The organism is Parabacteroides faecalis (assembly GCF_022809355.1).
GTDB classification, from domain to species: Bacteria; Bacteroidota; Bacteroidia; order Bacteroidales; family Tannerellaceae; genus Parabacteroides; species Parabacteroides faecalis.
In genome coordinates this window covers 105423-130298 of record NZ_JAKZMM010000006.1, presented here as the reverse complement: position 1 = coordinate 130298, position 24876 = coordinate 105423, and the positions used below count along the sequence as shown (strand labels likewise).

22 protein-coding genes are annotated in these 24876 nt (G+C 43.7%); 10 read left to right on the top strand and 12 right to left on the bottom strand.

Translation table 11 applies throughout. The annotated features are described in order from the left end of the window. Window positions 1-274: 274 nt before the first annotated feature. From surE to MUN53_RS03720, 3 genes are all read left to right on the top strand, one after another. Window positions 275-1042 carry a 5'/3'-nucleotidase SurE gene (gene surE / locus MUN53_RS03730; RefSeq protein ID WP_243323470.1) on the top strand — a complete coding sequence of 256 codons (768 nt, stop codon included), beginning with the start codon at window positions 275-277 and terminating at the stop codon, window positions 1040-1042. A gap of 13 nt (window positions 1043-1055) precedes the next feature. Next, the gene (lpxB, locus tag MUN53_RS03725) at window positions 1056-2186 is read left to right on the top strand and encodes a lipid-A-disaccharide synthase (protein WP_243323469.1); all 1131 of its coding nucleotides are present in this window, start codon (window positions 1056-1058) and stop codon (window positions 2184-2186) included. Between the two features lie 87 nt (window positions 2187-2273). Then, the gene (locus MUN53_RS03720) at window positions 2274-3011 is read left to right on the top strand and encodes a NigD1/NigD2 family lipoprotein (RefSeq protein ID WP_243323468.1); all 738 of its coding nucleotides are present in this window, start codon (window positions 2274-2276) and stop codon (window positions 3009-3011) included. 79 nt (window positions 3012-3090) lie between these two features. Here the strand turns inward: MUN53_RS03720 and MUN53_RS03715 are convergent, their stop codons facing one another. The 6 genes from MUN53_RS03715 to MUN53_RS03690 all read right to left on the bottom strand — a co-directional run bounded on the left by MUN53_RS03715 (window position 3091) and on the right by MUN53_RS03690 (window position 7417). Continuing rightward, window positions 3091-4107: an NAD-dependent epimerase/dehydratase family protein gene (locus MUN53_RS03715; RefSeq protein WP_243323467.1), complete on the bottom strand. Its 1017-nt coding sequence runs from the start codon at window positions 4105-4107 to the stop codon at window positions 3091-3093. Then, window positions 4104-4316, bottom strand: a complete 213-nt coding sequence (locus tag MUN53_RS03710) for a hypothetical protein (RefSeq protein WP_243323466.1) — start codon at window positions 4314-4316, stop codon at window positions 4104-4106. Before MUN53_RS03710 ends, MUN53_RS03715 begins: the two co-directional genes overlap by 4 nt. Window positions 4317-4319: 3 nt before the next feature. Beyond that, complete coding sequence (locus MUN53_RS03705) at window positions 4320-5087, bottom strand: metal ABC transporter ATP-binding protein (RefSeq protein WP_243323465.1); 768 nt, start codon at window positions 5085-5087, stop codon at window positions 4320-4322. Then, window positions 5071-5970 carry a metal ABC transporter solute-binding protein, Zn/Mn family gene (locus MUN53_RS03700; protein ID WP_243323464.1) on the bottom strand — a complete coding sequence of 300 codons (900 nt, stop codon included), beginning with the start codon at window positions 5968-5970 and terminating at the stop codon, window positions 5071-5073. Before MUN53_RS03700 ends, MUN53_RS03705 begins: the two co-directional genes overlap by 17 nt. A 265-nt stretch (window positions 5971-6235) precedes the next feature. Then, window positions 6236-6733 (bottom strand): hypothetical protein, encoded by a 498-nt coding sequence (locus MUN53_RS03695; protein ID WP_243323463.1) that lies wholly within the window; start codon window positions 6731-6733, stop codon window positions 6236-6238. A gap of 3 nt (window positions 6734-6736) precedes the next feature. Further along, the gene (locus MUN53_RS03690) at window positions 6737-7417 is read right to left on the bottom strand and encodes a hypothetical protein (protein WP_243323461.1); all 681 of its coding nucleotides are present in this window, start codon (window positions 7415-7417) and stop codon (window positions 6737-6739) included. Between the two features lie 631 nt (window positions 7418-8048). Here MUN53_RS03690 and MUN53_RS03685 point away from each other — a divergent pair. The 4 genes from MUN53_RS03685 (at window position 8049) to dprA (ending at window position 11689) form a co-directional block, all read left to right on the top strand. Beyond that, on the top strand, window positions 8049-8831 hold the full coding sequence (locus MUN53_RS03685) for a DUF6261 family protein (RefSeq protein ID WP_243323460.1): 783 nt from the start codon (window positions 8049-8051) through the stop codon (window positions 8829-8831). Window positions 8832-8899: 68 nt separating this feature from the next. Continuing rightward, window positions 8900-10162, top strand: a complete 1263-nt coding sequence (locus MUN53_RS03680; RefSeq protein ID WP_243323478.1) for a peptidase U32 family protein — start codon at window positions 8900-8902, stop codon at window positions 10160-10162. Further along, entirely contained in the window at window positions 10159-10584 is a 426-nt protein-coding gene (locus tag MUN53_RS03675; protein WP_243323459.1) for an acyl-CoA thioesterase, read from the top strand. The genes MUN53_RS03680 and MUN53_RS03675 overlap by 4 nt, the downstream gene beginning before the upstream one ends. Beyond that, window positions 10577-11689, top strand: coding sequence for a DNA-processing protein DprA (gene dprA / locus MUN53_RS03670; RefSeq protein WP_243323458.1), 1113 nt, complete (start codon window positions 10577-10579; stop codon window positions 11687-11689). The genes MUN53_RS03675 and dprA overlap by 8 nt, the downstream gene beginning before the upstream one ends. A gap of 21 nt (window positions 11690-11710) precedes the next feature. Here dprA and MUN53_RS03665 read toward each other — a convergent pair whose 3' ends face one another. The 4 genes from MUN53_RS03665 to MUN53_RS03650 all read right to left on the bottom strand — a co-directional run bounded on the left by MUN53_RS03665 (window position 11711) and on the right by MUN53_RS03650 (window position 15756). Then, window positions 11711-12910: a lipopolysaccharide biosynthesis protein gene (locus tag MUN53_RS03665; protein WP_243323457.1), complete on the bottom strand. Its 1200-nt coding sequence runs from the start codon at window positions 12908-12910 to the stop codon at window positions 11711-11713. A gap of 6 nt (window positions 12911-12916) precedes the next feature. Continuing rightward, window positions 12917-13969, bottom strand: a complete 1053-nt coding sequence (locus tag MUN53_RS03660; protein ID WP_243323456.1) for a M20 family metallo-hydrolase — start codon at window positions 13967-13969, stop codon at window positions 12917-12919. Window positions 13970-14149: 180 nt separating this feature from the next. Continuing rightward, complete coding sequence (locus MUN53_RS03655) at window positions 14150-14788, bottom strand: aminotransferase class IV (protein ID WP_243323455.1); 639 nt, start codon at window positions 14786-14788, stop codon at window positions 14150-14152. Continuing rightward, window positions 14782-15756, bottom strand: coding sequence for an aminodeoxychorismate synthase component I (locus tag MUN53_RS03650; protein WP_243323454.1), 975 nt, complete (start codon window positions 15754-15756; stop codon window positions 14782-14784). The genes MUN53_RS03655 and MUN53_RS03650 overlap by 7 nt, the downstream gene beginning before the upstream one ends. Before the next feature lie 91 nt (window positions 15757-15847). On the opposite strand from MUN53_RS03650, the gene MUN53_RS03645 reads away from it, so the two are divergent. Next, complete coding sequence (locus MUN53_RS03645) at window positions 15848-16420, top strand: anthranilate synthase component II (protein WP_243323453.1); 573 nt, start codon at window positions 15848-15850, stop codon at window positions 16418-16420. A 173-nt stretch (window positions 16421-16593) separates the two neighbouring features. Here the strand turns inward: MUN53_RS03645 and MUN53_RS03640 are convergent, their stop codons facing one another. After that, window positions 16594-17304: a ComEA family DNA-binding protein gene (locus MUN53_RS03640; RefSeq protein WP_243323452.1), complete on the bottom strand. Its 711-nt coding sequence runs from the start codon at window positions 17302-17304 to the stop codon at window positions 16594-16596. Between the two features lie 115 nt (window positions 17305-17419). On the opposite strand from MUN53_RS03640, the gene MUN53_RS03635 reads away from it, so the two are divergent. Then, entirely contained in the window at window positions 17420-20233 is a 2814-nt protein-coding gene (locus tag MUN53_RS03635) for a M16 family metallopeptidase (RefSeq protein ID WP_394803032.1), read from the top strand. Window positions 20234-20316: 83 nt separating this feature from the next. Further along, window positions 20317-22596, top strand: a complete 2280-nt coding sequence (locus tag MUN53_RS03630) for a glycosyl hydrolase family 95 catalytic domain-containing protein (RefSeq protein ID WP_243323476.1) — start codon at window positions 20317-20319, stop codon at window positions 22594-22596. 250 nt (window positions 22597-22846) lie between these two features. Here the strand turns inward: MUN53_RS03630 and MUN53_RS03625 are convergent, their stop codons facing one another. Continuing rightward, a complete protein-coding gene (locus MUN53_RS03625) occupies window positions 22847-24850 on the bottom strand; it encodes a T9SS type A sorting domain-containing protein (RefSeq protein ID WP_243323451.1) in 2004 nt (667 codons plus the stop codon). Window positions 24851-24876: the final 26 nt, after the last annotated feature.

Genomic DNA, 24876 nt, shown 5'->3' with positions numbered 1-24876 from the left:
CTAATATAGAAAATATTTCCATTACTTCTTTGATTTTTATTATTATCCCTTTGACTCTCTAAAGATAAATACTTTTTAAAAGGTCTGGAAGTTTGTAATGCGTCAGCCCTGGGCGAAGAAAATGTCCATATCATACTATGTCAATATTCCGATGTACGTTGTTCGTTGCTTTTCGAGCTGGCTACTCTATTTTAAAATTCACAATTTAGCCAGACATTAACACGAATGTCACAGGCTTCTTGTATCTTTGTCGATCGATAAACAGACACAAAATATGGAAAGAAACAACAGACCGTTGATATTGATCACTAACGATGACGGATTCAGAGCGAAAGGAATCCAGGAATTGATCAAAGCCCTCAAAGATTTAGGAGAACTGGTAGTCATGGCTCCCGACGGACCCCGTTCGGGCATGTCGAGTGCAATCACCTCACTGATCCCCATTAAATACAAAGTAGAATGGGAGGAACCGGGTGTAACGGTATATAGTTGTACAGGCACGCCTGTCGATTGTGTCAAATTAGCGATTAATGAAGTACTTGACCGTGAGCCGGATTTGCTGGTTTCCGGTATTAACCATGGAGGCAACATGGCTATCTGCGTCAATTATTCCGGTACGATGGGAGCAACAGCCGAAGGTTGTATCTTTGGTGTTCCTTCTTTGGGTGTTTCTTTATTAGATCACCGGGCCGATGCTGATTTTACGGAATGTTGCCGTCTGGGCCGATTAACTGCCGAAAAGATTCTGGAGAAAGGTCTTCCTCATGGAACATATTTGAATTTGAATGTCCCGACAGACATTCCAGTCAAAGGACTGAAAATATGCCGACAGGCAGATGGACGTTGGGTAAAAGAATTCAAGCGGGGAGAAGATGCCGCCGGACAAACCGTCTTCTGGCTAACCGGTTATTTCCGGAATGACGACCAGCATGACGACAACGATGATAAATTACTGAACGAAGGATATGCCTCACTCGTTCCCTGCAAGATAGACATAACCGACTATGCCTTTATGCAGGAACTGCAAACGTGGGATCTTTAATGCCTCATCTGCCATGAAATATTATCTCATAGCCGGTGAAGCATCCGGAGACTTGCACGCATCCAATCTGATGCGTGCCATCAAAAATACAGATCCGCAGGCTGATTTCCGTTTTCTAGGCGGGGATCTGATGAAACAAGTAGGAGGGACTTTGGTCAAACATTACCGGGAAATGGCTTTTATGGGTTTTATCCCTGTGCTCATGAACCTACGAACCATACTCCGCAATATGGAAGTCTGCCGGGAAGATATCCGTCAGTACCAGCCGGATGTCGTTATCCTGATTGATTATCCTGGCTTCAATCTGAAGATTGCCAAGTATGTGAAGACAGTTCTCCATATACCGGTGCATTATTATATTTCACCGAAAATATGGGCGTGGAAGCAATACCGTATCAAGGATTTCCGGAAATACGTAGATCATCTCTATTCCATCCTTCCTTTTGAGCCTGCATTCTTTCAACGGTTGGATTACCAAGTGGACTATGTAGGGAATCCATCTGTTGACTCCGTCTCGAACTATCAGCAGCAAGAGTCGGTCGGAAAATCAACCTTCTTCCGGATGAACCGGTTGGCCGATAAGCCAATCTTGGCCTTACTGGCTGGTAGCCGCAAACAGGAAATCCGGGATAACTTGCCCGTTATGCTGCGAGTTGCCGCCCAGTTCCCGGAATATCAACCCATCATAGCCGGAGCTCCGGGGATAGATCCTGCTTATTACCAACAATATACGGATGGTTCTGTCCAGATTCTTTTCCAGCAGACTTATCCGCTTCTGCAACATAGTGATGCCGCGCTCGTTACGTCGGGAACAGCCACCCTCGAAACGGCCTTATTCCGGGTACCGCAAGTTGTTTGTTACTACGTACCTGCCGGACGACTTGCCTCGTTTATTTTCCGGCATTTCTTTCATACCCCTTATATTTCACTGGTCAACCTGATCTCCGGAAAAGAAGTCGTGCAAGAACTCTTTGGCGCACGTTTCTCCGAAGAAAACATTACAACCGAATTGAAACGTATTATACACGATAAGACTTATCGGGAGACCATGCTGCAAAACTATGATGAAATGATCCGGATTCTGGGAAAACCAGGAGCTTCCATCCGTACAGCCGAGTTAATCGTCAGACGAATCAAACATTAACTTCTTTTTGCATCAGATTATGCAGCGAATAACCTGTACATGCCATCTTTCTTTATAGAAATTAAAAATTTAAGGGGAAATACGATTATGAAATTCTGGAAGTACACTTGGTTGATGCTGGCAATGACGATGAGCTTGTTCGGGTTGAATGCATGTCAGGACGATGATGATTATTCACTGGACAAATTTGCCATTGAAATTATGACAGTTGTGCCGGATGGCAGCACGTATTATTTACGTCGGGATAACGGAGAAAAATTATGGCCGTTCGCAACAAACTGTCCGGGTTATAATTTCTCAAAAACGAGAGCTCAAGTTAATTATACCATGCTATCCGATTCAATCCCGGGCTTCAGTCACGGTATAAAGATCAATTGGATAGAGAATATTCTGACAAAAAAAATATCTCCTTACTTAGCGGCAGAAAATGATTCCGTTTATGGAACAGATCCTGTAGAAATGTTAGCAATGGCCATAGGAGACGGTTATTTAGATGTTCGCTTTGCGGCAAACTTTGGGAACACGGGAGTCAAACATCTGATTAGTTTGATTCCAACCCAAGCAGACAACAGCGATCCTTATACGTTGGAATTCCGTCATCAGGCATACGGCGACGGTGCTCTCTACGCTGCTGAAGGACTGGTATCTTTTGATTTATCATCCCTTCCAGACACCAAAGGAGAAACCGTAGATCTAACGATCAAGGTAAAAACCTTTGATGGAGAAAAATCGTATAAGCTGGCCTATAATTCAGATCCAGCCTGTATGTATTCCGAGCCTGATGAAATCATTTCATCCGACGATTTAAGCAAGAATATTCATTGATTTTATATAAACCTTCCCACATAACTTTTTTATCATTTATTAGTTCAAACGCAAGACATCGTGAGATATCTTGCGTTTTTTATAGCCAACCTTCTTGCTTATACCAGCTGATACATTCTTCCAATCCTTTCCGAAGCGGATATTCCGCTTGAAATCCTAAGTCCTGCTGCAAAGGCGTAATGTCACAAATCCAATTCCGTTGCTTTAATATCTGATATTTATCACTGTTCAACGTCATGCTTTTATGAAACAACCGACCAATTTTTTCAGAGAAGACACAAGCCGTATAAACCAATGGCAACGGTACACGGGCATGCAAAACACGCTTTTTATGCAAAAGTTCCTGAACCAATCGGGCAAAAGAAGCATCGGTATGAACATCACCGTCTGCCACAAAATATTCCCGATTACGTATATCTTCCTTCTCAAGAGCAGACAATGCCACCCGAGCCAGATCTTTTACATAAATAAAAGTAATCCGTTGTGGTATCTTCCCTACAGCCAGATCCAGTCCTTGCTGAATACTTTTAATCTCCAGGAAATAATCTTTTTCTCCCGGACCATAGACACCTGTCGGGCGCAGAATCACGTAGGGAAAAGCATGCTGTTGCCGCAGATAATTTTCTGCCAGCAATTTACTCTTTCCATAGTCTGTATTCGGCGTCTGCGGGTCGGTTAGCTTGATCGGCGTAAAGCCCGTTTCATCTCCAATCCCGCAACTGCTAAGACTACTCATCAGCAGGAATTTCTCCGGAGGACAATGACGAGCCAATCCTTCCATAAAGCGACGTGTATTTTCGGCATTTACTTCATAGAAAAGAGCCTTGTCGGTCGTCTTGGTCAGTCCGGCATTATGAATGACATAGCGCCAACCTCCATTCTCCTGAGCAAAGGCTTTCAACTGGTCATCCAGTTCTTTTTCATGTGCATAATCCAGTTCGATAAAACGAATCCGCTCGTCTTGCAGATGTCTCCGGCTACTATGCGACCGGACTCCAGCCCAGACTTCATATCCTCGTTTTAAGGCTTCTTCCACTAAAAAGCCACCGATGAAACCGCTGGCTCCCGTAATCAATATCTTATCAACAGGCTTCATTCTTCGTTATTCCTCATATAAAAAACATAATAATACCACAGCAGACCAATCCAATTCAGGACTACAATCGTCAACATCCAGAGCAACTTCTGCTTCCTGTCAATAAATGGATTCTGCGAGACGGCCTTGCAACCGAACAGAATGACGGCAATACCAGCTATCATACCTAATTCCGGGATTCCGATAAAAGCTAAAACAGGTGAGTACATGGTTCAATCGGTTGTATGTTCATGATTCTTCAATACACGATGAGGCAAATTTCCATGACCGATCAATTCGATCGGACAGGCATATTGTTTATCCAGCCACTCCGATGAAATATTCGCTCCCGAATGATAATGCAGGGATTCATTCACACAAGCGATATTCTTCACCATGGAAAGTACCGTACCAATGTCGTGCGACACCAGAACGATAGCACTCTCCCGGTTGATTTCTTCGAGCAACGGATAGAATTTCGATTCAAACCGTTTATCGACATACGAATTCGGTTCATCCAGAATCAAGACCTGCGGACGCGAGACGATGGAACGTCCCAGCAGGACACGCTGTAACTGTCCGCCGGAAAGTTCGGCTATCGAATGCTTCTGTACGTCTTTCAGTCCCATCTGTACGATAACCTCTTCAATTCGTTCCCGTTGAGCTGCTGTATAAGACCGGAACAGAGGCTTTTCAGCTGCTAATCCAGAGGCTACTACTTCCTGTACGGAGATCGGAAATTTCCGGTCAATATTGCTCATCTGGGGTAAATAACCGATCTTGATACCATCCACAGGTTTCCCTTGGTGATAAAAACGAATGTCACCGGCTTTCGGAGGCAATAAACCCAGAATAACTTTCAGCAGCGTAGTCTTCCCACCACCATTTGGTCCGATGATTCCCAAGAAATCATGTTCCCAAACCGTCAGCGAAACATCTTTCAAGACGATTTTCCGGTCATAACCGGCTGTTACCTGTGTCAATTCAATCAGCTTGTCCATCTTTCCCTGCCAATATAGTTGCCAAACGAATCATTTCATCATGCCAGTTATAACTCAACGGATTGATCGTTACCAGCCGGCATCCGGTCTCCTTGGCTATCAGTTCGGCATTCTTCTGGTCAAATTCCTGCTGTACGAAAACGACTTTCGCCCCCGACTGTGTAGCCGTCTCCAGCAATTGTTTCAGTTGAGCAGGAGAAGGTTCTTTCCCATCCAACTCGATACAAAGCTGTTTCAAACCAAACTCACGGGCAAAATAGGTCAGCGTCGGATGATAGATAATAAAAGCCGCACCGGCTAATGGCTGTAACAGCTGCTTCATTTCAGCCTCTGTGCTGTCTATTTCTTCGATCAGCCGCTGATAACCGGCCCGATAAATCTCCTGATTCTCCGGATCAAGTTTGATGAAGGCCTGACAGGTATTCTGGGCAATCACCCTGGCACCGGAAATAGAAGTCCAGATATGAGGATCGACCGACCCGTGATGGTGATGATGGTGTGCTTCACCTTCCTCATGCGCTTCTTCCTCGTTTTTGATCAGTTTCATTCCTTCCGAAAGATCAAAGACAACCATATCCGGATTCTGGCTTTGCAAATTCTTCATCCAAGCCTGTTCAAACCCGATTTCTCCAATACGGAAATAAGCCTGACTCTGACTGATCTGAACCATTTGTTGGGGTGTAGGATCGTATGTTTCCGGGCTTTGTCCGGCAGGTGTCACACAATTAATTTGGAAAAGGTCTCCGGCTATCTTCTCTGCAAAATATCGCTGCGGCTCGATGGTAACGGATATCGTCCGTGTTCCTCCCTCTTTCTTCCCTTGGCAGGCCGATAGGCCTACGATAGCCAACAGCAAATATATCCAACAATGTATCCTCTTCATAAATAAATATTTGCCACAAAGATAGGAATTTTATTCCAATGAGAGGGGGTGCGTGTTCTTTATAGCATTGTCCGTTCTTTTGGCTTGACCCAAAAGAACCAAAAGGTCAAGGCTTACACTCCAGCGGCTACAAACTCACAGCGAGAAGCAGAAATCTCGGAAAACTCGCCTGCGGCTCAAACAGCCGAGATTTCATTACTCTTCTCTTGGAATTTGCTTGCTGTTGGACATTTTTTTTGCAAAAAAAGAATTATATAATAACACTTTAGGAAAAATATTTCTTAATAATCCTCTGAATACAATTCAATTTCTTCTCATCTCCTGAATCAAACTCCTCGTTAGAATTCTCATCTGTATTAGGCAATAAATCAAACTCTATCAATACTTGAGGTATTTCTATAGAAATTGCAATTCTTGCAAGTTTAGAATTCTTATAAAACAAAGACAATGCAGAAGGTTGCTTAGGTTCAGAACCTTGATTATATAGATTTATCCAAAGTACTCTATCTCGATTCAATGAAATATGAGTGAAAAAAAATTTATTTTCTGTATAGGCAGCCAATATATCACTTCTAATTTCTACATGTAATCCTCCTTCTATAATATACCCACGTAAATCTATTTCCTCGTTTCCCTGAACTATTACCATTCCATTTCTCCAAACGCGAAAGCAGCTTGATTTACAAAAGAAACCTTTTTTTTCAATTGGACCATTAGATTCAAATATATTGATCGGAAATTGGTCAAAATTATTATTATCCATGACTTAAAAATTTAATAATGTATCTTCTATTTCTTTATATACTCTTGTAAAGTATTTACTGCCCTCATTTAATGCATTTATCGAATCTAAGAAACTAAGATCATCCGGATCATCGGTTGGTGCAAATTGTACAAGGGTTTTCTCCAATATAGCCTGTGGAAAAGTCAAAATATCATCAGGAATTAAGAGCTTTCTTTCATCGACATTGTAAAATATTGAAACAATATAATATTTAACATAAGGAATCAGGTCTTTCGCATCAGATTGTACCCGATTTGCATCATAATAGAAAATTCGAGAAAGTCCTGTAGCTTTCTCTGCCATTAATGTTTCCACAAATTTATCTAAGATTGCATCCGGCTTTGTTTCTAATAACATAAATAATTCAGGTGCAGCATAAGTATTTCCTGCTTTTATTGATTTAGCCAAACAATAATAAGCATTTTCAGCTGCGACTGAATTTACCTTAGGATCTCCATTGTCAAATGATCTAGCAATATAACTGAAAGCTTTTCCAACTATTTGTGTTGATGTAGTACCTTCTAACGAAACTAATATTTTAGAACCTGCTTGTATAGGTAACGTATAATTAAATAATTGTACACCTGCAGACTCAAATAAAAGAGAATTTCGCGTATTATATCCCCAATTGACATTTCTTGCTAAAGATAAAAGTTTTTCCATATTAATCAATATCAACTCTCCCCCAGCCCCAAAAAGAGAAGTGGTTTATAAAACGAAAGCGTGAGACTGTGTACTATTTGTAAGTGAGGTACCTGAGAAAAACCTTTGCACACAAATAGACAGCAGCCCCACGCACGTATACGTGAAGACCGCTGTGCTGTTCTTGTGTGCAGTTGAAAATTTCTCAGGTTTTCACTTACAAGAATAAGCACAACGCTTTATTTTCAAATATGTCCGACGGACGGAATAGCTCCGATCCGGCGGTAAAGGTAATAAAAAACGAATAGGATTCCTCTTTTCCATAAAAAAATCTCCTTCCCCACAGGCAGGAAAGTACTGCTCCGCCGGGATTACTACTTTCTGATCCACCCAAAACTCTTAATCCACACGGATTGGAACTTTCGGGCGCACCCGAAACTGCCACTCTGACAAGCGGAAGACTTTCGGGCGCATCAAATACTGCCAATCTGTCAAGCGGAGAACTTTCGGGTGCTCACGAAAGTAGTAATCCTGCCGGATTTCCATTTTCCTGTACTTCTGATTTTTTTATCAGATAAATATTGGTCGTTTCTGAAAAGAAGACTACCTTTAGGCGATTTAACAATTTATTCATTTTAAAATAGGATTTGCCATGAAACAGATTGAGAACTTTTATATGGGTAGTTTGCGCAACAACGAAGATTACGGATTCCACACACTGGTGATCAAGGCTATCAATAATTTACCGCCCGTTGAAGAGGGGCAGACGGATGCGCTGAAAGCCACACGGGAGAACTACATCGCCCAATTTACCACATTCGACCGGGCTTACCAACAGACCAAGAAATTGGATGAAGTCGAAACCTTGGAGGCTGCCGATGCGGAAGTGGACGAGGCGTATTCGGCTTCGAGGATTTTCATCAACGTCATGCGCCGCCACCCCGACGAGGCGAAACGCACCTTTGCCGAAGAGGTGGGACGGATCTACGACAAGTACGAAATTCCTGTCAAACTGGGATATACCGAAGAACTGGCAGTCTTGCGTAACCTCTTGCAGGAACTGGAATCTTATCTCGAGGACTTTATGCGTTCGATTCATTTCGATGAATGGGTAACCTATCTTTCTGAGAAGACCGACGCGCTGGAAGCTGCACTGAAAAAACGCGCGGAGGCGGAAGGCCGGAAAAGCAAAGGAATTATCAAAACGACACGCGAAGCTGCCGACGAAGCCTACCGCCAGTTTGCCGCACGCGTCAATGTGGTGGCCGATTATGAAGGAAATGGCAAGTACGATGAGTTTATCGACTATGTCAATGCCCTGATCAAACAGCAGAAGGCCAATCTGAAGGCCCGGGCAACCAAGAGCAGCAACAAAAAAGACGGTGACCTGACTTTCAAGCCGGTGGATCCGACAGAAACCGAACCGAAAGAATAAGGCCGCCTTAGTGGAATTGACCCAATTTATTCCTACCTTTGCCCCATAAAAAAGAAACCTTTATGGCATTGAACGAGAAAGATTTTGAAATCATGGCACCGGTGGGTTCGTATGAATCCCTGATGGCGGCTATACAAGGGGGAGCGGATTCCATTTACTTCGGAATTGAAGGATTAAATATGCGCTCACGCTCTTCGAATAATTTTACAACAGACGACTTACGGAAAATCGTAGCCATTTGTCAGGAACATGGCTTGAAAAGTTATCTGACAGTCAATACGGTCATTTACGGAGAAGATCTGCCTTTGATGCGCGAAATCATTGACGCAGCCAAAGAAGCAGGTGTATCGGCTATTATTGCAGCCGATGTGGCAGCCATGGAGTATGCCAACCGAATCGGACAGGAAGTCCATTTATCCACCCAGCTGAATATATCGAATGCAGAGGCGCTGAAGTTTTACGCTCGTTTTGCTGATGTGGTGGTACTGGCCCGCGAGTTGAATCTGGATCAGGTGTACGAAATTTATCAAGAGATACAGAAACAACAAATCAAAGGCCCAAAGGGAGAACTGATCCGGATTGAAATGTTCGCCCACGGAGCACTGTGCATGGCGGTTTCAGGTAAATGCTATTTAAGTCTGCATGAGATGAATGCTTCGGCCAACCGTGGAGCTTGTATGCAGATTTGCCGACGGGGTTATACAGTACGGGATAAAGACAGTGATATCGAACTGGATATCGAGAATCAATATATTATGTCGCCGAAAGATCTGAAGACCATCCACTTCATGAACAAGATGATGGATGCCGGTGTACGAGTCTTCAAGATCGAAGGACGGGCCCGCGGACCTGAGTATGTACGTATCGTAACCGAATGTTACAAAGAAGCAGTCAAAGCTTATTGCGAAGGTACATTTACAGAAGAAAAGGTAGCCCATTGGGATGAACGCCTGAAGATGGTATTCAACCGGGGATTCTGGAACGGATATTATCTGGGACAGCGTTTGGGAGAATGGAGCAGTAAATACGGATCAGGAGCTACACGCAAGAAAGTGTATGTGGCCCGAGGAATCAAATACTTTGATAAGATCGGTGTGGCAGAATTCGAAATGGAATGTGGTACATTGAAAGTAGGCGATGAAATTCTGATCACGGGTCCGACTACCGGTGCTGTTATGCAGAAGGTAGAAGAAATCCGGGTTGATTTAAAAGCCGTACCTCAAACGGTTAAAGGAGAACGTTTCTCTATCAAGGTAGCCGAGAAAGTTCGTCCGTCCGACCGCCTGTATGTCATGGAAGTGGTTCAACCTAAGAAAGAATTCAACGCATGAAAACATACGTTTATCAGCACGAAGACAAAGTACGGGATTATGAATGTGATTTGCAGGGAGTCGTAAACAATGCGAACTACCTGCATTACATGGAACATACACGCCATGAGTTCTTGCTTTCACTCGGCGAGAACTTCAGTGATCTGCACGACCGGGGGATGGATTTATTCGTCGCCCGGATCGAAATCCAGCTCAAACATTCCCTACGGAGTGGAGACCGTTATCTTTCCTGCCTGAATGCCAGCAAGGAAGGAGTGAAGCTAGTGATGAGCCAAGATATTTATAAGCTACCGGAAAAAGAACTTGTTTCACGTGGCACAGTCGATTGTGTCCTGGTGGACAACGGAAAACTTTCACGAGGAGAATACTTCGATGAATTACTCAAACGAATCAAAAACCGAACAACTATAGAAAATGAATGATTCTTTATTGTATACCATTGCCTTAACTATGGTAAACGGAGTGGGAGGTGTACTCTCCCGCCAGTTATTAAATTCATTGGGAGATGCTAAATCTATCTTCCAGGAGAAAAGACAGTTACTGGAACGTATTCCCGGAATCGGATCTATTCTAGCGGCAGAGATTAAAAATCCGGAAGTTCTCCGACGGGCGGAGCAGGAGATCCGTTTTGCCGAACAGGAACAGATAGACATCTTATTATGGGACGACGAGAATTATCCGACTCGTCTTCGGGAATGTCCGGATGCTCCTTTAGCGCTTTATTATAAAGGGAACGGAAATCTGAATACCCGTCATATCATCAGTGTGGTTGGAACTCGCCACGCCACACATTACGGTCAGGAAACAACAGCCCGACTGATAGAAGATTTAGCTGCTGCTTTTCCGGATACAATGGTTGTCAGCGGACTGGCTTACGGGATAGATATCTGTGCGCACCGGCAAGCATTAGCCTGCGGTCTTCCTACGGTTGCAGTATTGGCTCATGGTCTGGACCGTATCTATCCGTTTGCACATCGGCATATAGCGAACGAAATGCTGGCAAAAGGCGGATTACTGACTGATTTCCCCAGCGAAACCAATCCGGATCGTCCTAACTTCCTGAAACGAAACCGAATCATAGCGGGTTTATCAGAAGCTACTCTTGTTATTGAATCGGCAGAGAAAGGTGGTTCATTAGTGACCGCAGACATAGCATTCTCGTATGATCGTGAAGTATTTGCTTGTCCTGGACGTATTCATGATTTATATTCGGCAGGTTGTAATCAACTAATCCGTCATAACAAAGCAGCCTTGTTATCTTCTGCTCAAGATCTGATTGAAGCACTCGGTTGGCAACATGAAGACAAGCAGAGAAAGCCTCAACAAACAGAACTTCTCTTTAGCGAATCGGATTCATCGGAGATACAGCAGGTATTACAGATTTTACAAGATCAGGATGAAGTCCATATCAATCAGCTGACAAAACTGACTGGATTTCCAGTCCAACAACTGACGAACATCCTTTTCGAACTTGAAATGGATGGCCGCATCCGAACTCTTCCGGGAAATATGTACAAGCGAAAATAAAGGATGCACTCGCCATCTTCCTTATTTACGTGATGACTTGAGGAATGCCCAGAAAGAAAAACAAGCCATCGCCGTAAATGCCAGACTGGAAGTAACTGCAGCGCCCGGTATTCCATAAGCCGGGATAAGGAAATAACCGGCAATAAGGAGAACGATCAACCCGACACACGAAGAGGCGGCACTGTACCGCACATGACCGCTGGCAATCAGGTACTGTGAAAGTATTGTATGACATCCGAAGGCGACAATTCCAACGGATAAGCCTCGGATAACGGAAGTGATGCCTTTAAACTCCTGGCTGAATAGGTAATCGGTAAAGATCCATTCCGGAACACAAAGAAGACACACAACGGCCACGAATGTTCCCAAGAATGTCAGTCGAAGCAGACGGAGAGTGATTTGCCGTTGTTTCTGTGGATCTTTTTCCCGAGCTACTTGGCTGTTTGTTAAGAAACCAATAGAACGGCTGATATGCCAGACACTTTCTGATATACGTGTTCCTCCATCCAGCAAACCAACTCCGGCAAAGCCTAAGAAGCGTCTGATGAAAAAATAATTGATACGTGTCGTACAAACTTCAGCTAAGTTATCCACATTTCCCCATAATCCATAGACCAGCATTTCCCGCCAATGCAAGGAGGTTCGAGATGTCTGAAGCAAACAGGAACGCAAATCCCGATACAGCCACCAAAGACTACAACCCAATGCGGAAAGGTTCGCTACATAAAGTCCATACAGGTAAGCCTCTGCATCTTTCAGTCCGAGAATGAAGTAAAGGAAAAGCAATACAGGACAAAGCAATCCGCCCTGAATCATGAAGATCAGATTAAAGGCCCCGACCCGGTCTTGTCCCAACAGAAAACGGGAGTTGGCTGTAATCAACGATCCGGTAAGCGAAAGCAGATAAACATCCAACAGATAGCCTAACGGAAACATACCAGCCAAAGCCAGTACGGCCGTAGCCAACATCGATCCGAAGATTGCCCACAGATAGGCCGGAATAAAGACATCCCGCAAGGAATACCGGTGCATAAAGTACACGATCGTTCCTCCGCAGAAAATACTGTTGAAGGTAGTTACCAGATTAATGGAAGCAATCAGGATACCGACCAAGCCCAATCCTTCGGCTCCCAAAACCTTTGCATTAACAAAGATAAGAAGCAGATTGAGCAGTGCCACCAGATAACGGGCACCAACGGTACCTAAAATGTTCTTCCACATGCAATGTCAGAATTTCAACTGATTGAGCAAGGTTACATACATCTGAATAGCTTCACGGATTTCCATCAGCCCAATATATTCATCCGCCGTATGGGAACGACTGGATTGCCCCGGTCCGATTTTTACCGAAGGGAAAGGCATCAAGGCCTGATCACTTAATGTAGGCGAACCGAACGGCTTCAAATCCATCATAGCCGTCCGCTGCAGGAAAGGATGATCCAAAGGCAACGACGAAGAATTCAGGCGGAAGCTACGGGCTTTTACCTCACATTTCACCTGCTGGCAAATGGCTTCGTACAGTCTTTCGTTGGTGTAAAACTCATTGGTACGCACATCTACCACAAAGGTACACTTATCGGGTACTACATTGTGCTGTGTACCGGCATTGATCATCGTCACACTCATCTTGACCGGTCCCAAGAAATCACTCTGTTCAGGGAATACGTATGAACGAAACCATTCGATATCCGGCAAAGCTTCATAAATGGCATTGACTCCTTCATTACGGGCAGCATGTCCGGCTTTACCTATTGCCGTACAATCCAGTACCATCAGTCCTTTTTCGGCTACTGCAGGCTGCATCCCGGTCGGTTCGCCAACGATGGCAAAATCAACAGGCGGCAAATACGGCAATACGGATTCGATACCTCCTTTTCCGGAAACTTCTTCCTCGCAGGACGCCAGGAAAATCAAGTTATAAGGCTGTTCCTGACGGGAAAGCAACGTAAATGCTCCATACAAAGAAACAACACTGGCTCCCGCATCATTACTTCCTAAACCATATAGCCGGTCTTCCTCATCGACTTCCGGAGTAAACGGATCACATGTCCAGGCACTGACAGGCTTTACCGTATCAATATGCGAATTCAGCAATAACGTCGGCTTGGACGGATCAACCAGATTCCCGGCTATCATCCAAAGATTATTCCCCCGACGAAAGACTTTCTGTCCTGCCTGCTTCCATTTATTTTCCAGAAAGTCGGCAACCTCTTTCTCTTCCCGACTAAACGAAGGTATGGCTATCATGCCTTTCAGTATATCGACCGCTTCGTAATACATAGTTCCAATCTTTTATTCCGCCACGAAAATAATAATTTACAAGAAGATTTACAACTCTTCTTTATTTACCCTCCTGTTGCTTCCTTTCATTGTTTTTCATTGTTGAGATAAATTCTTCTCACAAGAATGAAAAGCACTTATCATCTAATTGAAAAGTTCTTTTCATTATGCTGAAAAAATTTATTGCCTGTTATTTAGCGCATTGGATTGACTTAAAATGTCTATAGCAGAGACTGGAAGAGAAATATTTTCTTCCAATCCAATCAAAGCATTAATAAGATACAGGCAGTTATATTGGTTTAAATCAGATGTGCGGATAGGCCTTTCCTGCACGATTCCTTCGGCCAGTAAACGCTGCCTACGGGTTCCATTCAACAGATAGGTATGAGGGACAAACAGACCTTCCGAATTTTCCAGAACCACATTGCTGTATGAGGTATCAGTGATATACCCATCTTTTGTTATAAGAATATCATCACAGATTCCTTTTTGCCGGGTTAAACGCATCAAAGCTGAACGGTCTTCATATTTGAACCTATAATCCAACGCACCACCATCAACCAGTTTGAGGGAACGGATCATCCGAGGTTGATAAGGAGAATAGGTGATTTCCCGAATCTGGGTATCATAAACTATCCGGCATTTAAAGACTCCTGAGCTGGCCTCTTCCGGTACTTCCTCGGGAAAAAGAGACAAATCCAGCGGATATTGCCAATGGGCAGCCGTCTGACGCATTCGTTGCAGATGCCATTCCAGCGAACAAAAAGCACCGTTGCATACGCGAATTGATTCTATAAAACGAGGAGGATTCATCAACATGGTAAATAAACTTTTTGTAAGACTTCCTGATATTCGGCAGAACAATCACTATTGACGGTGATTCCTCCGCCACTCCGGAAACGTAATCGGTTTCCCTGTTGTTCAATAAACCGGATCATCACGGCAGATCGGAAACTCTTCCCGTCAAAATAGCCGAAAATACCCGTATAGAAACCCCGGTCTTCCTTTTCTGCCTCCCGGATAATACGTACCGTTGCCGCTTTAGGAGCTCCTGATATAGAACCGGCCGGAAGCATATCAAAAATAAGATCGCCCAAGCGGGATAAATAATCTTCCGGCAGATTTCCTGTAACCTGACTGGATACCTGCAAGATTTCTCCCCGGTTCGTTACCAACCGGTCTATGTAACGAAAGCGTTCTACCCGCACATCGGTAGCTACCCGGTTCAAATCATTCCGGATCAGGTCCACAATCGTATGATGTTCGGCACTTTCCTTATAATCATTCAGAATGATATGATCGGCATTAGGTATATCTGCCCGAATAGTTCCTTTCATCGGAAAAGAAGAAATCTTTCCATCTGAAAGAACGACGAAAGTTTCCGGAGAGAAACAGACAAACCGGTCCGGTACCAATAACTTATATCGCGCCCGACTTCGGATAAAGATCTCCTCGAGTGTAAAATCCGTATCCAAATCCGTTGCTACCGTCAGATTCAGGAGAAAAGAATCACCCCGCAGCAATCCCTGACGGGCTATCCGGAATTTGGCTGCATAACTATCCTCATCCATAGGCAAAGACCTGAAATAACTACCTTGCTTTTCTGTTGTAAAAGACGGCTGATTCGTTATTCCTTCCATGTTCCACCAGACTTCTTTTTGTTCCAGCGGATAAGGCAACACAAAGCCCTCCGTCAATTCATAATTCACAGCACACAGGAACGGAATTCCTTTCGCTCCGTAATCATTCATCCGTTGCCGGGTTTTCTCGGCAGATAACCACTCCATCTTTCTTCCACTTTCTTTTGATTCAAGAACAAAGCTACGGAAATATATGAATTTATGCGTATGTTTGTAGCCGTTTCTAATGATATTTTCCATGAAGAGAGTGCTTGTTGTTGATAATTACGACTCATTTGTCTATAACTTGGTACAGATACTGCGTGAAGACCCTCTGTGTTCTTTTGAGGTAGTAACCAACGATCGGATTCCATTCAACCGACTGGATGAATTTGATTGCCTACTGCTTTCACCAGGACCAGGAATTCCGGAAGAAGCCGGTGATTTACTTACTTTAATCGACCGTTGTCATCGAAGTCATGCGATATTAGGAGTTTGTTTGGGGCATCAAGCCATCGGACAATACTTTGGTGCCCAATTAGAGCAGATGTCTTCTCCCAAACACGGACATCCATCAACACTTCAGATACGGGATCATCAGGATCGTTTATATAAACAGGTAAATGAGCCTATACAAGTCGGGCGTTATCATTCCTGGTTATTATCAACAGATTCGTTCCCTGACTGTCTACACATTACCGCTATGGATGAAGAAGGACATATCATGTCTTTTTCCCACAAGCAGTTACCCATCTATGGTGTACAATTCCATCCCGAATCAATCATGACTCCACAAGGTAGCATGATGATCCGTAATTTTCTTCATGACTAAATGATTCGAGAATCGTTTTCGATTCCAACGAGAAACAAAACGATTCGCGGCAACTCTATAAAATAGGGGTGAACTTCAGCAATAAAACCAGAAATATAGAGAAATGGCTTATTGAAGAGATCTGATGTTATGTATATGCCTTGTATCAGATTTATTGCTGGATTGATACCCTTTTAGTCGAACGACAGATAGTAACGGAGCCTTTCTATTTCTCCAGGAGGAAATTCATCCAGCAGACGAAGTTCTTCCCAGCCCTGTAGCTTCCCTTTCCGTTCAATGAGGCGGAGAAGGATTTTGGTTTGTTGTTTGTTCAGATACGGATGCCGGATCAAAGTCCGGTAATCTGCCTGATTAACGATCAAAGGACGAATCAACGCTGTATCTACGGTAAACCAGGGTTCAAGAGCGGCATACTTATCAGCGTCAATGCCATAAACTTCAGCCAACTGATGTACCGTATAAAATCCGCCTAAAAGATCCCGGTATTTGATGATACGGCGAGAGAAAACGGGACCGATTCCCGGAACTTTCTGTAAGGTCAGCGAATCAGCCTGGTTTAATTCCACCTGTGTCCCGGCTGGAAACTTCTGGGTTCGGGGGCGTTTGGACGAGGAAGCAAAAGGCTTCTGAAACCGCCGTTTCTCCGAATACGAAGAACGTGACTTCGGAACGGTACGGGGAATGCTCCGGATGGTATCTTGAGGCTTGGACTTGGGAACGGAATCTGTTCGGGAAACCGGTGCAACAACGGTCAGGGACAAAGACTCTTCTTCCGGTTCAGTAAGCCAAAGCAGGAACCAAGCTCCCAGAATCAGGAAGGACAGCAACGTCAGTGCCCTACGTTCACTTTTCGAGAAATAGAATAAATCACGCCAATCTTTCATAGTTCTTGGTTTTCGTCATCGTTTCTTTATGTATGCAAATATATTCAAAAGATAGAGAATCATAACCGATTACGCCATTTTTTATTTAGCTTTGTCTTATCTATATAATAAAGCTATGAGATACACATCGAAATTCTGGATGTTCTTCCTGCTCTTTTGGGTTGGATTAGGACAATTGCAAGCGCAGACGGAACTTCAACCGCTACCGGTTGATCCGAAAGTCCGTTATGGAAAACTGAGCAACGGACTCACATATTATATTCGTCACAATGAACTTCCGAAAGACCGGGCAGACTTTTATATCGCCCAAAACGTAGGTTCCATTCTGGAAGAAGAGAATCAGCGAGGTTTAGCCCATTTCCTGGAACACATGGCCTTTAACGGAAGCAAAAACTTTCCAGATCATGCCATGGATCAATATACCGAAAGTGTCGGTATGCGGATGGGAGAGAACTTCAATGCCTATACTTCTTTCGATGAAACCGTGTATATGATTACGAATGCGCCGGTACAGCGCACGCAGGTGGTGGACAGCTGCCTGCTGATCCTGCACGACTGGTCTAATTTCATTACATTGGCTGATACGGCTATTGAAAAGGAACGGGGCGTAATCCGGGAAGAATGGCGTACTCGCCAAGATGCACAGGCCCGATTATGGGAACAACAATTACCAAAGATGTATCCCAACAACCGATATGCTCACCGGATGCCTATCGGCACACTGGATGTCATCAATAATTTCAAGCCGGACGAGTTAAGAGCGTATTACAAGAAATGGTATCGTCCCGACTTGCAAGCAATTATTATTGTGGGAGATGTGGATGTCGATCAAGTAGAAAGTCGGATAAAAACGATGTTTGCCGATATTCCGGCCCCGGTGAATGCCACAGAACGTACTTATTTCAGTGTACCGGACAACGACGAACCGATTGTTTCGATTGCCACAGACAAGGAAGCCTCCAATATTCTGCTGTACATCTTCTATAAATACGATCCGTTACCCAAAGAAGTTAAAGCTTCCGTAATGGGCATGGTTACCGGTTACGTACAGGCCGTATGCGATCAGATGATCAACGAACGGTTCCAAGAGATCCTGCAGAAAGCGAATCCGCCGTTTATTTATGCGGCAGCATCGGATGGAGACTTTATGGTTTCCAAGACTAAATCGGCCTGGTCGGTAGCGGCTTTAGCGAAAGAAGGTTGTATTGATTCTACCCTGACAGCCGTCGTGAAGGAGATTCAGCGGGTGAAACAATATGGATTTACGGCTTCTGAATACGAACGAGCCCGTATCAATGTACTGAAAGCGTATGAATCGGCCTTCAATGAACGAGACAAACAGAAGAACAGTACATATTCCAGCGAGTACGTTTCTCATTTTACCGACGGTGGAAGTATTCCGGGAATCGAGATGGAATATGAACTGATCAACCAAATAGCTCCGGCTATTCCGGTAGAACAGGTGAATCAGTATATCCAGCAGATTATCGGAGACAAGAACATTGTTATCAGTCTGACAGCTCCGGAAAAGGAAGGTGTGACATATCCGACGGAAGAAGAATTACTGGCCGAATTCCGGAAAGCACAGCAGATTCCGGTAGAAGCCTATCAGGAAAATGTCAGCAACGAACCGTTGATTCCTGAATTACCTCAAGTTGGCAGTATCGTAGAAGAGAAAGTGGACCCGCTTTTTGGGGCTACGGTTATGAAACTAAGCAACGGCGTACGGGTTGTATTAAAGCATACGGACTTTAAGGATGATGAAATCCAAATGACGGCTACCAGTCCGGGTGGAACTTCTTTATACGGAGATGAAGAAGCCCAGAATCTGAAGTTGCTGAACAGTGTTATTGGTTTGGGCGGTTTGGGTAATTTCTCGGCAACCGACTTAAGTAAACGTTTGGCAGGTAAGAAGGTTTCCTGCTCGACTTCCATTGGAACGGACTCCGAAAGTGTGAACGGGTATGCTTCTCCGACGGATATCAAGACATTGTTCGAACTGGTTTATCTGGGATTTACGGCATTGCGTACTGACAACGACGCTTATCAGTCGCTGGTTTCCCGCCTGAAAGCTCAATTGAAGAATCAGGAACTGGACCCGATGTATGCCTTGCAGGACAGTATCATTCGTATCACGTATCAGAATAATCCGCGAATGAAAAGCCTGAAAGCTTCGGAAGTGGATCAGATCAGTTATCCACGCCTGATCGAAATCTATAAGGATCGTTTCGCAGACGCGTCTGATTTCACCTTTACTTTCGTCGGCAACCTGAATATTGACAGTATGCGTCCGCTGATTCAGCAGTATCTGGCAACGTTACCTTCGATTCATCGGACCGAAAAAGCAGATGTTTCTCATGAACCGGCTATGACCAAAGGCGAACATATCTGCCATTTCCATCGCGAGCAGGAAACACCCAAAGCGACTATTTATAGTATCTATTCGGGCCAGATGACCTACGATTTGCAACACATCCTTTCAGCTTCCATGCTAAGTCAAATCTTAGATTTGGTCTATACTGAGAAAGTTCGGGAAGAAGAAGGCGGAACATATGGCGTACAAGCCGGTACTGCCGTACAGGATTTCCCCGAAGGTAGAACCATCTTGCAGATTGTATTTGATACTGATCCTGCCAAATGGAAGGATATGAACCAGATTGTCCGGACCGAATTACAACGTATTGCGAAAGAAGGTCCGCGTCAGGAAGATTTCAAGAAGACATTCGATAATATGCAGAAACGGCATGAAGAGAAACTGCAAGAAAACGGTTACTGGCTGAATGTCCTGGATGTATATTATTGCAAAGGCCTAGATGCCTTGACTCCTTATACCGAAACCTTACAGCAGATGACTCCGGAAACAATCCGGACCTTTACCGACCGGTTGTTGAAACAAGGCAACTTCATTGAGGTCGTTATGGAACCGTAAACAAGATAACACGAACGATAGAATGTAGCACTAATTTAATTGTATGTAAAATGAAAACACAATTGACACGTCATCTTCTTTGGATGATTCCGGTTGCCGGAATACTGTGTTCCTGCCAAGAGAAGATGGATTGGAAAGAAAGTCCGTCGGCAAGCGATTTGCAGTTCGGACAATTGGCAAAAAGCTGGGATGAAGGAATTCCTTTAGGAAATGCGACCGTCGGAGCCTTGGTTTGGCAACGGGATTCGGCACTGCGTTTCTCTCTGGATCGTACGGATCTATGGGATCTTCGTCCGATGGATAGTATATCCGGACCGAACAACCGTTTCTCCTGGGTATACAGTCAGGTACAAAAAGACGATTACCTGCCGGTTCAGAAGAAATACGACTGGCCTTACGACCAGCTTCCTGCTCCTTCGAAGATTCCGGGAGCCGCCCTTGAGTTTCCTTTGGGAAAACTGGGAGAACCGAGTGATGTACATCTGTATCTGAACAACGCTTTATGCGAAGCCCGTTGGGACAATGGTATCACCTTGAAGACTTTTGTCCATGCGACGGAACCGGTGGGCTGGTTTGTCTTCGAGAACCTGCCGGAAACTATTCAGCCTAGTCTGATAGCTCCACAATACAATAAACCGGGTGATGCGGGAGATAACGGTCCCGTAGAAGGATTAGACTTACGTCGCCTGGGATATGAACAAGGATCGGTACAGACCCATGAGCAGGAAATCACCTATCATCAACCGGGTTGGGGCGGATTCTACTACGATGTAAACGTACGCTGGAAGCAAAGTGGTAAGAAACTGTACGGTGTCTGGAGTGTTTCTTCATCTTTATCTCCGGATAAGGCTTCGGATGAGACCTTACAAGCGTTGGAACGTGGTGTCGCATCAGACTATCAGGCCCATATGGATTATTGGAATACGTATTGGAAAGCATCTTCCATCTCCATTCCTGATCCAGTCCTGCAAAAGCAATACGACAATGAAATGTACAAGTTTGGTTCGGCTTCCCGCGAGAATTCTTCTCCGATCTCTCTTCAGGCAGTTTGGACAGCCGATAATGGGAAACTTCCACCTTGGAAGGGCGATTATCATCACGACCTGAATACCCAGTTGAGCTATTGGCCGGCCTATATGGGAAACCATTTGCAGGAAGAGATGGGTTATCTGAATACTCTCTGGAACCAACGGGAGGTTTATAAGAAATATACGAAGCAATACTTCGAGTGTGAGGGAATGAACATTCCGGGTGTATGCACACTGACCGGAGAACCGATGGGCGGCTGGATTCAATATTCCATGTCTCCGACGGTGAGTGCGTGGTTATCTCAGCATTTCTACCTGCACTGGAAGTTCTCGGCCGATCCTGTTTTCCTGAAAGAACGGGCTTATCCGTTTACGAAGGATGTAGTAACCTTCCTCGAACAGGTTTCTTCAGTGGATAAACAAGGCGTTCGCCGCCTGCCGATCAGTTCAAGTCCGGAAATCTTCGACAACAGTATACAGGCCTGGTTCAAGGATATGACGAACTACGATCTTTCCTTGATGAAGTTTGCCTTTAAGGCTGCTTCTGAAATGGCTACGGCCTTGCAGTTGAACGATGAGGCAGCCCACTGGAAAGAAGTAGGAGAACAGTTACCAGCATTTGATGTAGACGAAGAAGGTTCGTTGACTTTCGCCAAAGGTTTCCCGTACAAAGATTCACATCGTCACTTCTCACACGCCATGTCGATCCATCCGCTGGGTCTGATCGATTACAGTCAGGGAGAAGAATCCCAACGGATTATCAACGCAACTATCAAACGTCTGCAGGATGTGGGTCCGGATTACTGGTGCGGTTACTCCTACAGCTGGTTCGGAAACATGAAAGCCCGCGCTTTCGATGGCGAAGGAGCCGCACAGGAACTGAAAACCTTTGCCGAATGTTTCTGCCTGCCCAATACATTCCATGCTAATGGCGACCAGACGAAGAGTGGTAAGTCCAAGTTCACCTACCGCCCGTTTACGCTCGAAGGAAACTTCGCCTTTGCGGCCGGAATCCAGGAAATGTTGATGCAGAGTCATACTGGTATCATTCGGATTTTCCCGGCTGTTCCAGCATCTTGGCAAGACATCTCTTTCCAGAACCTACGTGCCATGGGCGCCTTCCTAGTATCTGCCGAACAAAAAAGAGGTAAGGTACAGCAAATTACGATATATCCTGAGCAGGGAGGAACCTGCCGGATTGCGTTACCAGCCTCTATGCAAACCGGAGAACCTTCGGTAACAGGCAACCAAGGCGATGTAACCCGTGAAGGCGAAGTATTAGTGATCCCGACTCAGAAAGGGCAACCTGTTCAAATCCAATTAGCGGGTAACTAATCGAAAATTCATTGGGTTTTATATTTTTGACATCTGTGCTAAAGCTTTTCCATATATGTGCTAAAGCTTTTTGACAAATATGGAAAAGCTTTTCGACAGCTGTCAAACAATTACTTTCCTATTGGATTTATATGCAGTGTTCGTAAGAACATAAACAAAAAAATGGCTGTTGGTCATCTCCGAAAAACAGGAATGATAACCAACAGCCGTTATTTTACCAGAAAGTACTTCTAAATACCTCTTCGGTTATTTATTTGACCAATACCTTTACTTTCTTTGTTCCAGAATCACTTTGCAGTACAACGAAATAGATTCCTCTTTGCAGGTTAGAAACATCCGTCGAACCGCTGATAGATGACTGATAACAGCAAGCACCGTTCGCCGCATAAACAGACAAGGCAGCCTTGCCTTCCATATCTACATGAATTGTACCCGGGCGCGTATAAATACGAGCATCTACCGCATCGATAGATTCGTTGGCAACGCTGGATTCGGAGTAGTAATAGTAACTTATACCATCCAATTGCCAGTTTTCAAGATCATTTTTAGGAAGAGAATATTGCTTAATGATTTTAGGATTACCGTCTGTTACTTCTCTTTTATTAGATTCAGCAACTACCCAACACGCATTATCTACATCATAATTGGCTGTGACCTCACAATGGTTTTCTCCATTAGTTTCATCTACAAATTTATATCCATAATTGATAACCCAATCTCCGGCATCTTTACTCCAGCGATATTCCATTTGAGTATAATTATTACTATCTCCTTCGTATTCAAACTTATATCCAACTGAAATTATCCATTTTCCGGATTCTTCGTCCCAGCTTGAATCTTGGTAATAATAGCTTTCCACTCCGGTTTGCACATATTCACGTTTAGTTTTGTAAGACAATATCCAGTCTTTGCTTTCATTATCCCAGTTATAATAGCTTTCAATATAATTTCCATTATCATCAATATATTCATATTCCGTTTTGTCACGATCCGAAATAGAATTGTTTTCATAAAAGCTACTGATCATAGCCGTAATACGACTCAGCGAGTCATAAGTCATTTCCATAGAAGAAATTTTTGTGCCACGTTGTTCTGTTTCCGGGTCAACATCAAAAGTCTCTTCCAAGAGCAAACGTCCTTGGTCGTTGTATTTGTAATCAGTACTTGTATAAGAGACCTCTTTACTTCCATCATCTTTCCAGATAAGAGTATCTTTCAAATTTGATGTTGAAGATAAACCATCTACATATGTATATTCTTCTATAGAGTGCCTATACATATCCGGATTGTCCCGTAAATCTTCTTTAAGAATTATCTTGTTATTCTCATCATAATCAACTCTAAAAGCAACCCTTTCATACCCACTGCCATTCCAATCTTTTTGCTCGTTATATATATTGCGTCCCATATCATCATATTGGGTGTAATATCCTTGAATCAGAAAGAGTTTACCCTCATCGGCATTCCAAGAATAATTTTCGTATAGAGTTGTTTTTCCTTGTGAATTATATTCGTAATCAACATATAAAGTAAAATGCCATTCTCCGTTTTCATCCAAAAATTTAGACTCGGCATGGGTTTGTCGGTTAGCAGAATCATAGCTATATTGATCTTGTAAAGTTAGCGTCAATACACCATCTCTTAATTCTTTATATTCATATTTAGTTTGAGACCCCTTTGAGTTATATTCAGTATAATACTGAGAAGTTATTTCTTCCGCTATATTGTAATAATTCTCTGAAATACTGGTTAAATGATTTGCACTATCATAGGTAGAAACTTCTTTCGAAAATAATCGCCAATCAGAACCATTAAGCTTATAGTATACATTCGATAAGCAATTTCCATTTGCATCATACTCATATAAATAACGACTATTGGGAATCCAACCCTGATCATTCCAAGAATATTCTAATTCCTCTGTAATTTTCCCCTGTGCATTGTATTGGTAAACATATTTGCTTTGTTTTTCGCCTTTGGGGCTACAATCGATGATACTATCCAATTGCATCGCCTGGGCTGTTGTAGCGCGTAATGATGCTGAACGGGAAATAACAGACTGATTCATCCGATCATGCAGTATACGAGTAACCGGCATTTGTGGATTGGGCATTGCTTTTACAGTTTTTTCCCATTGTAGCTTTCCTGACTGTGGTAACATTGCCTTGTGTTTATCGGCAACGGTTTGGGCAGTTAATGACATGCCGGAAAGTGATACTACCCAAATCATGAGGTTCTTGTAAATGTGTTTCATAATAATTGATATTTAAATGTTAGTTA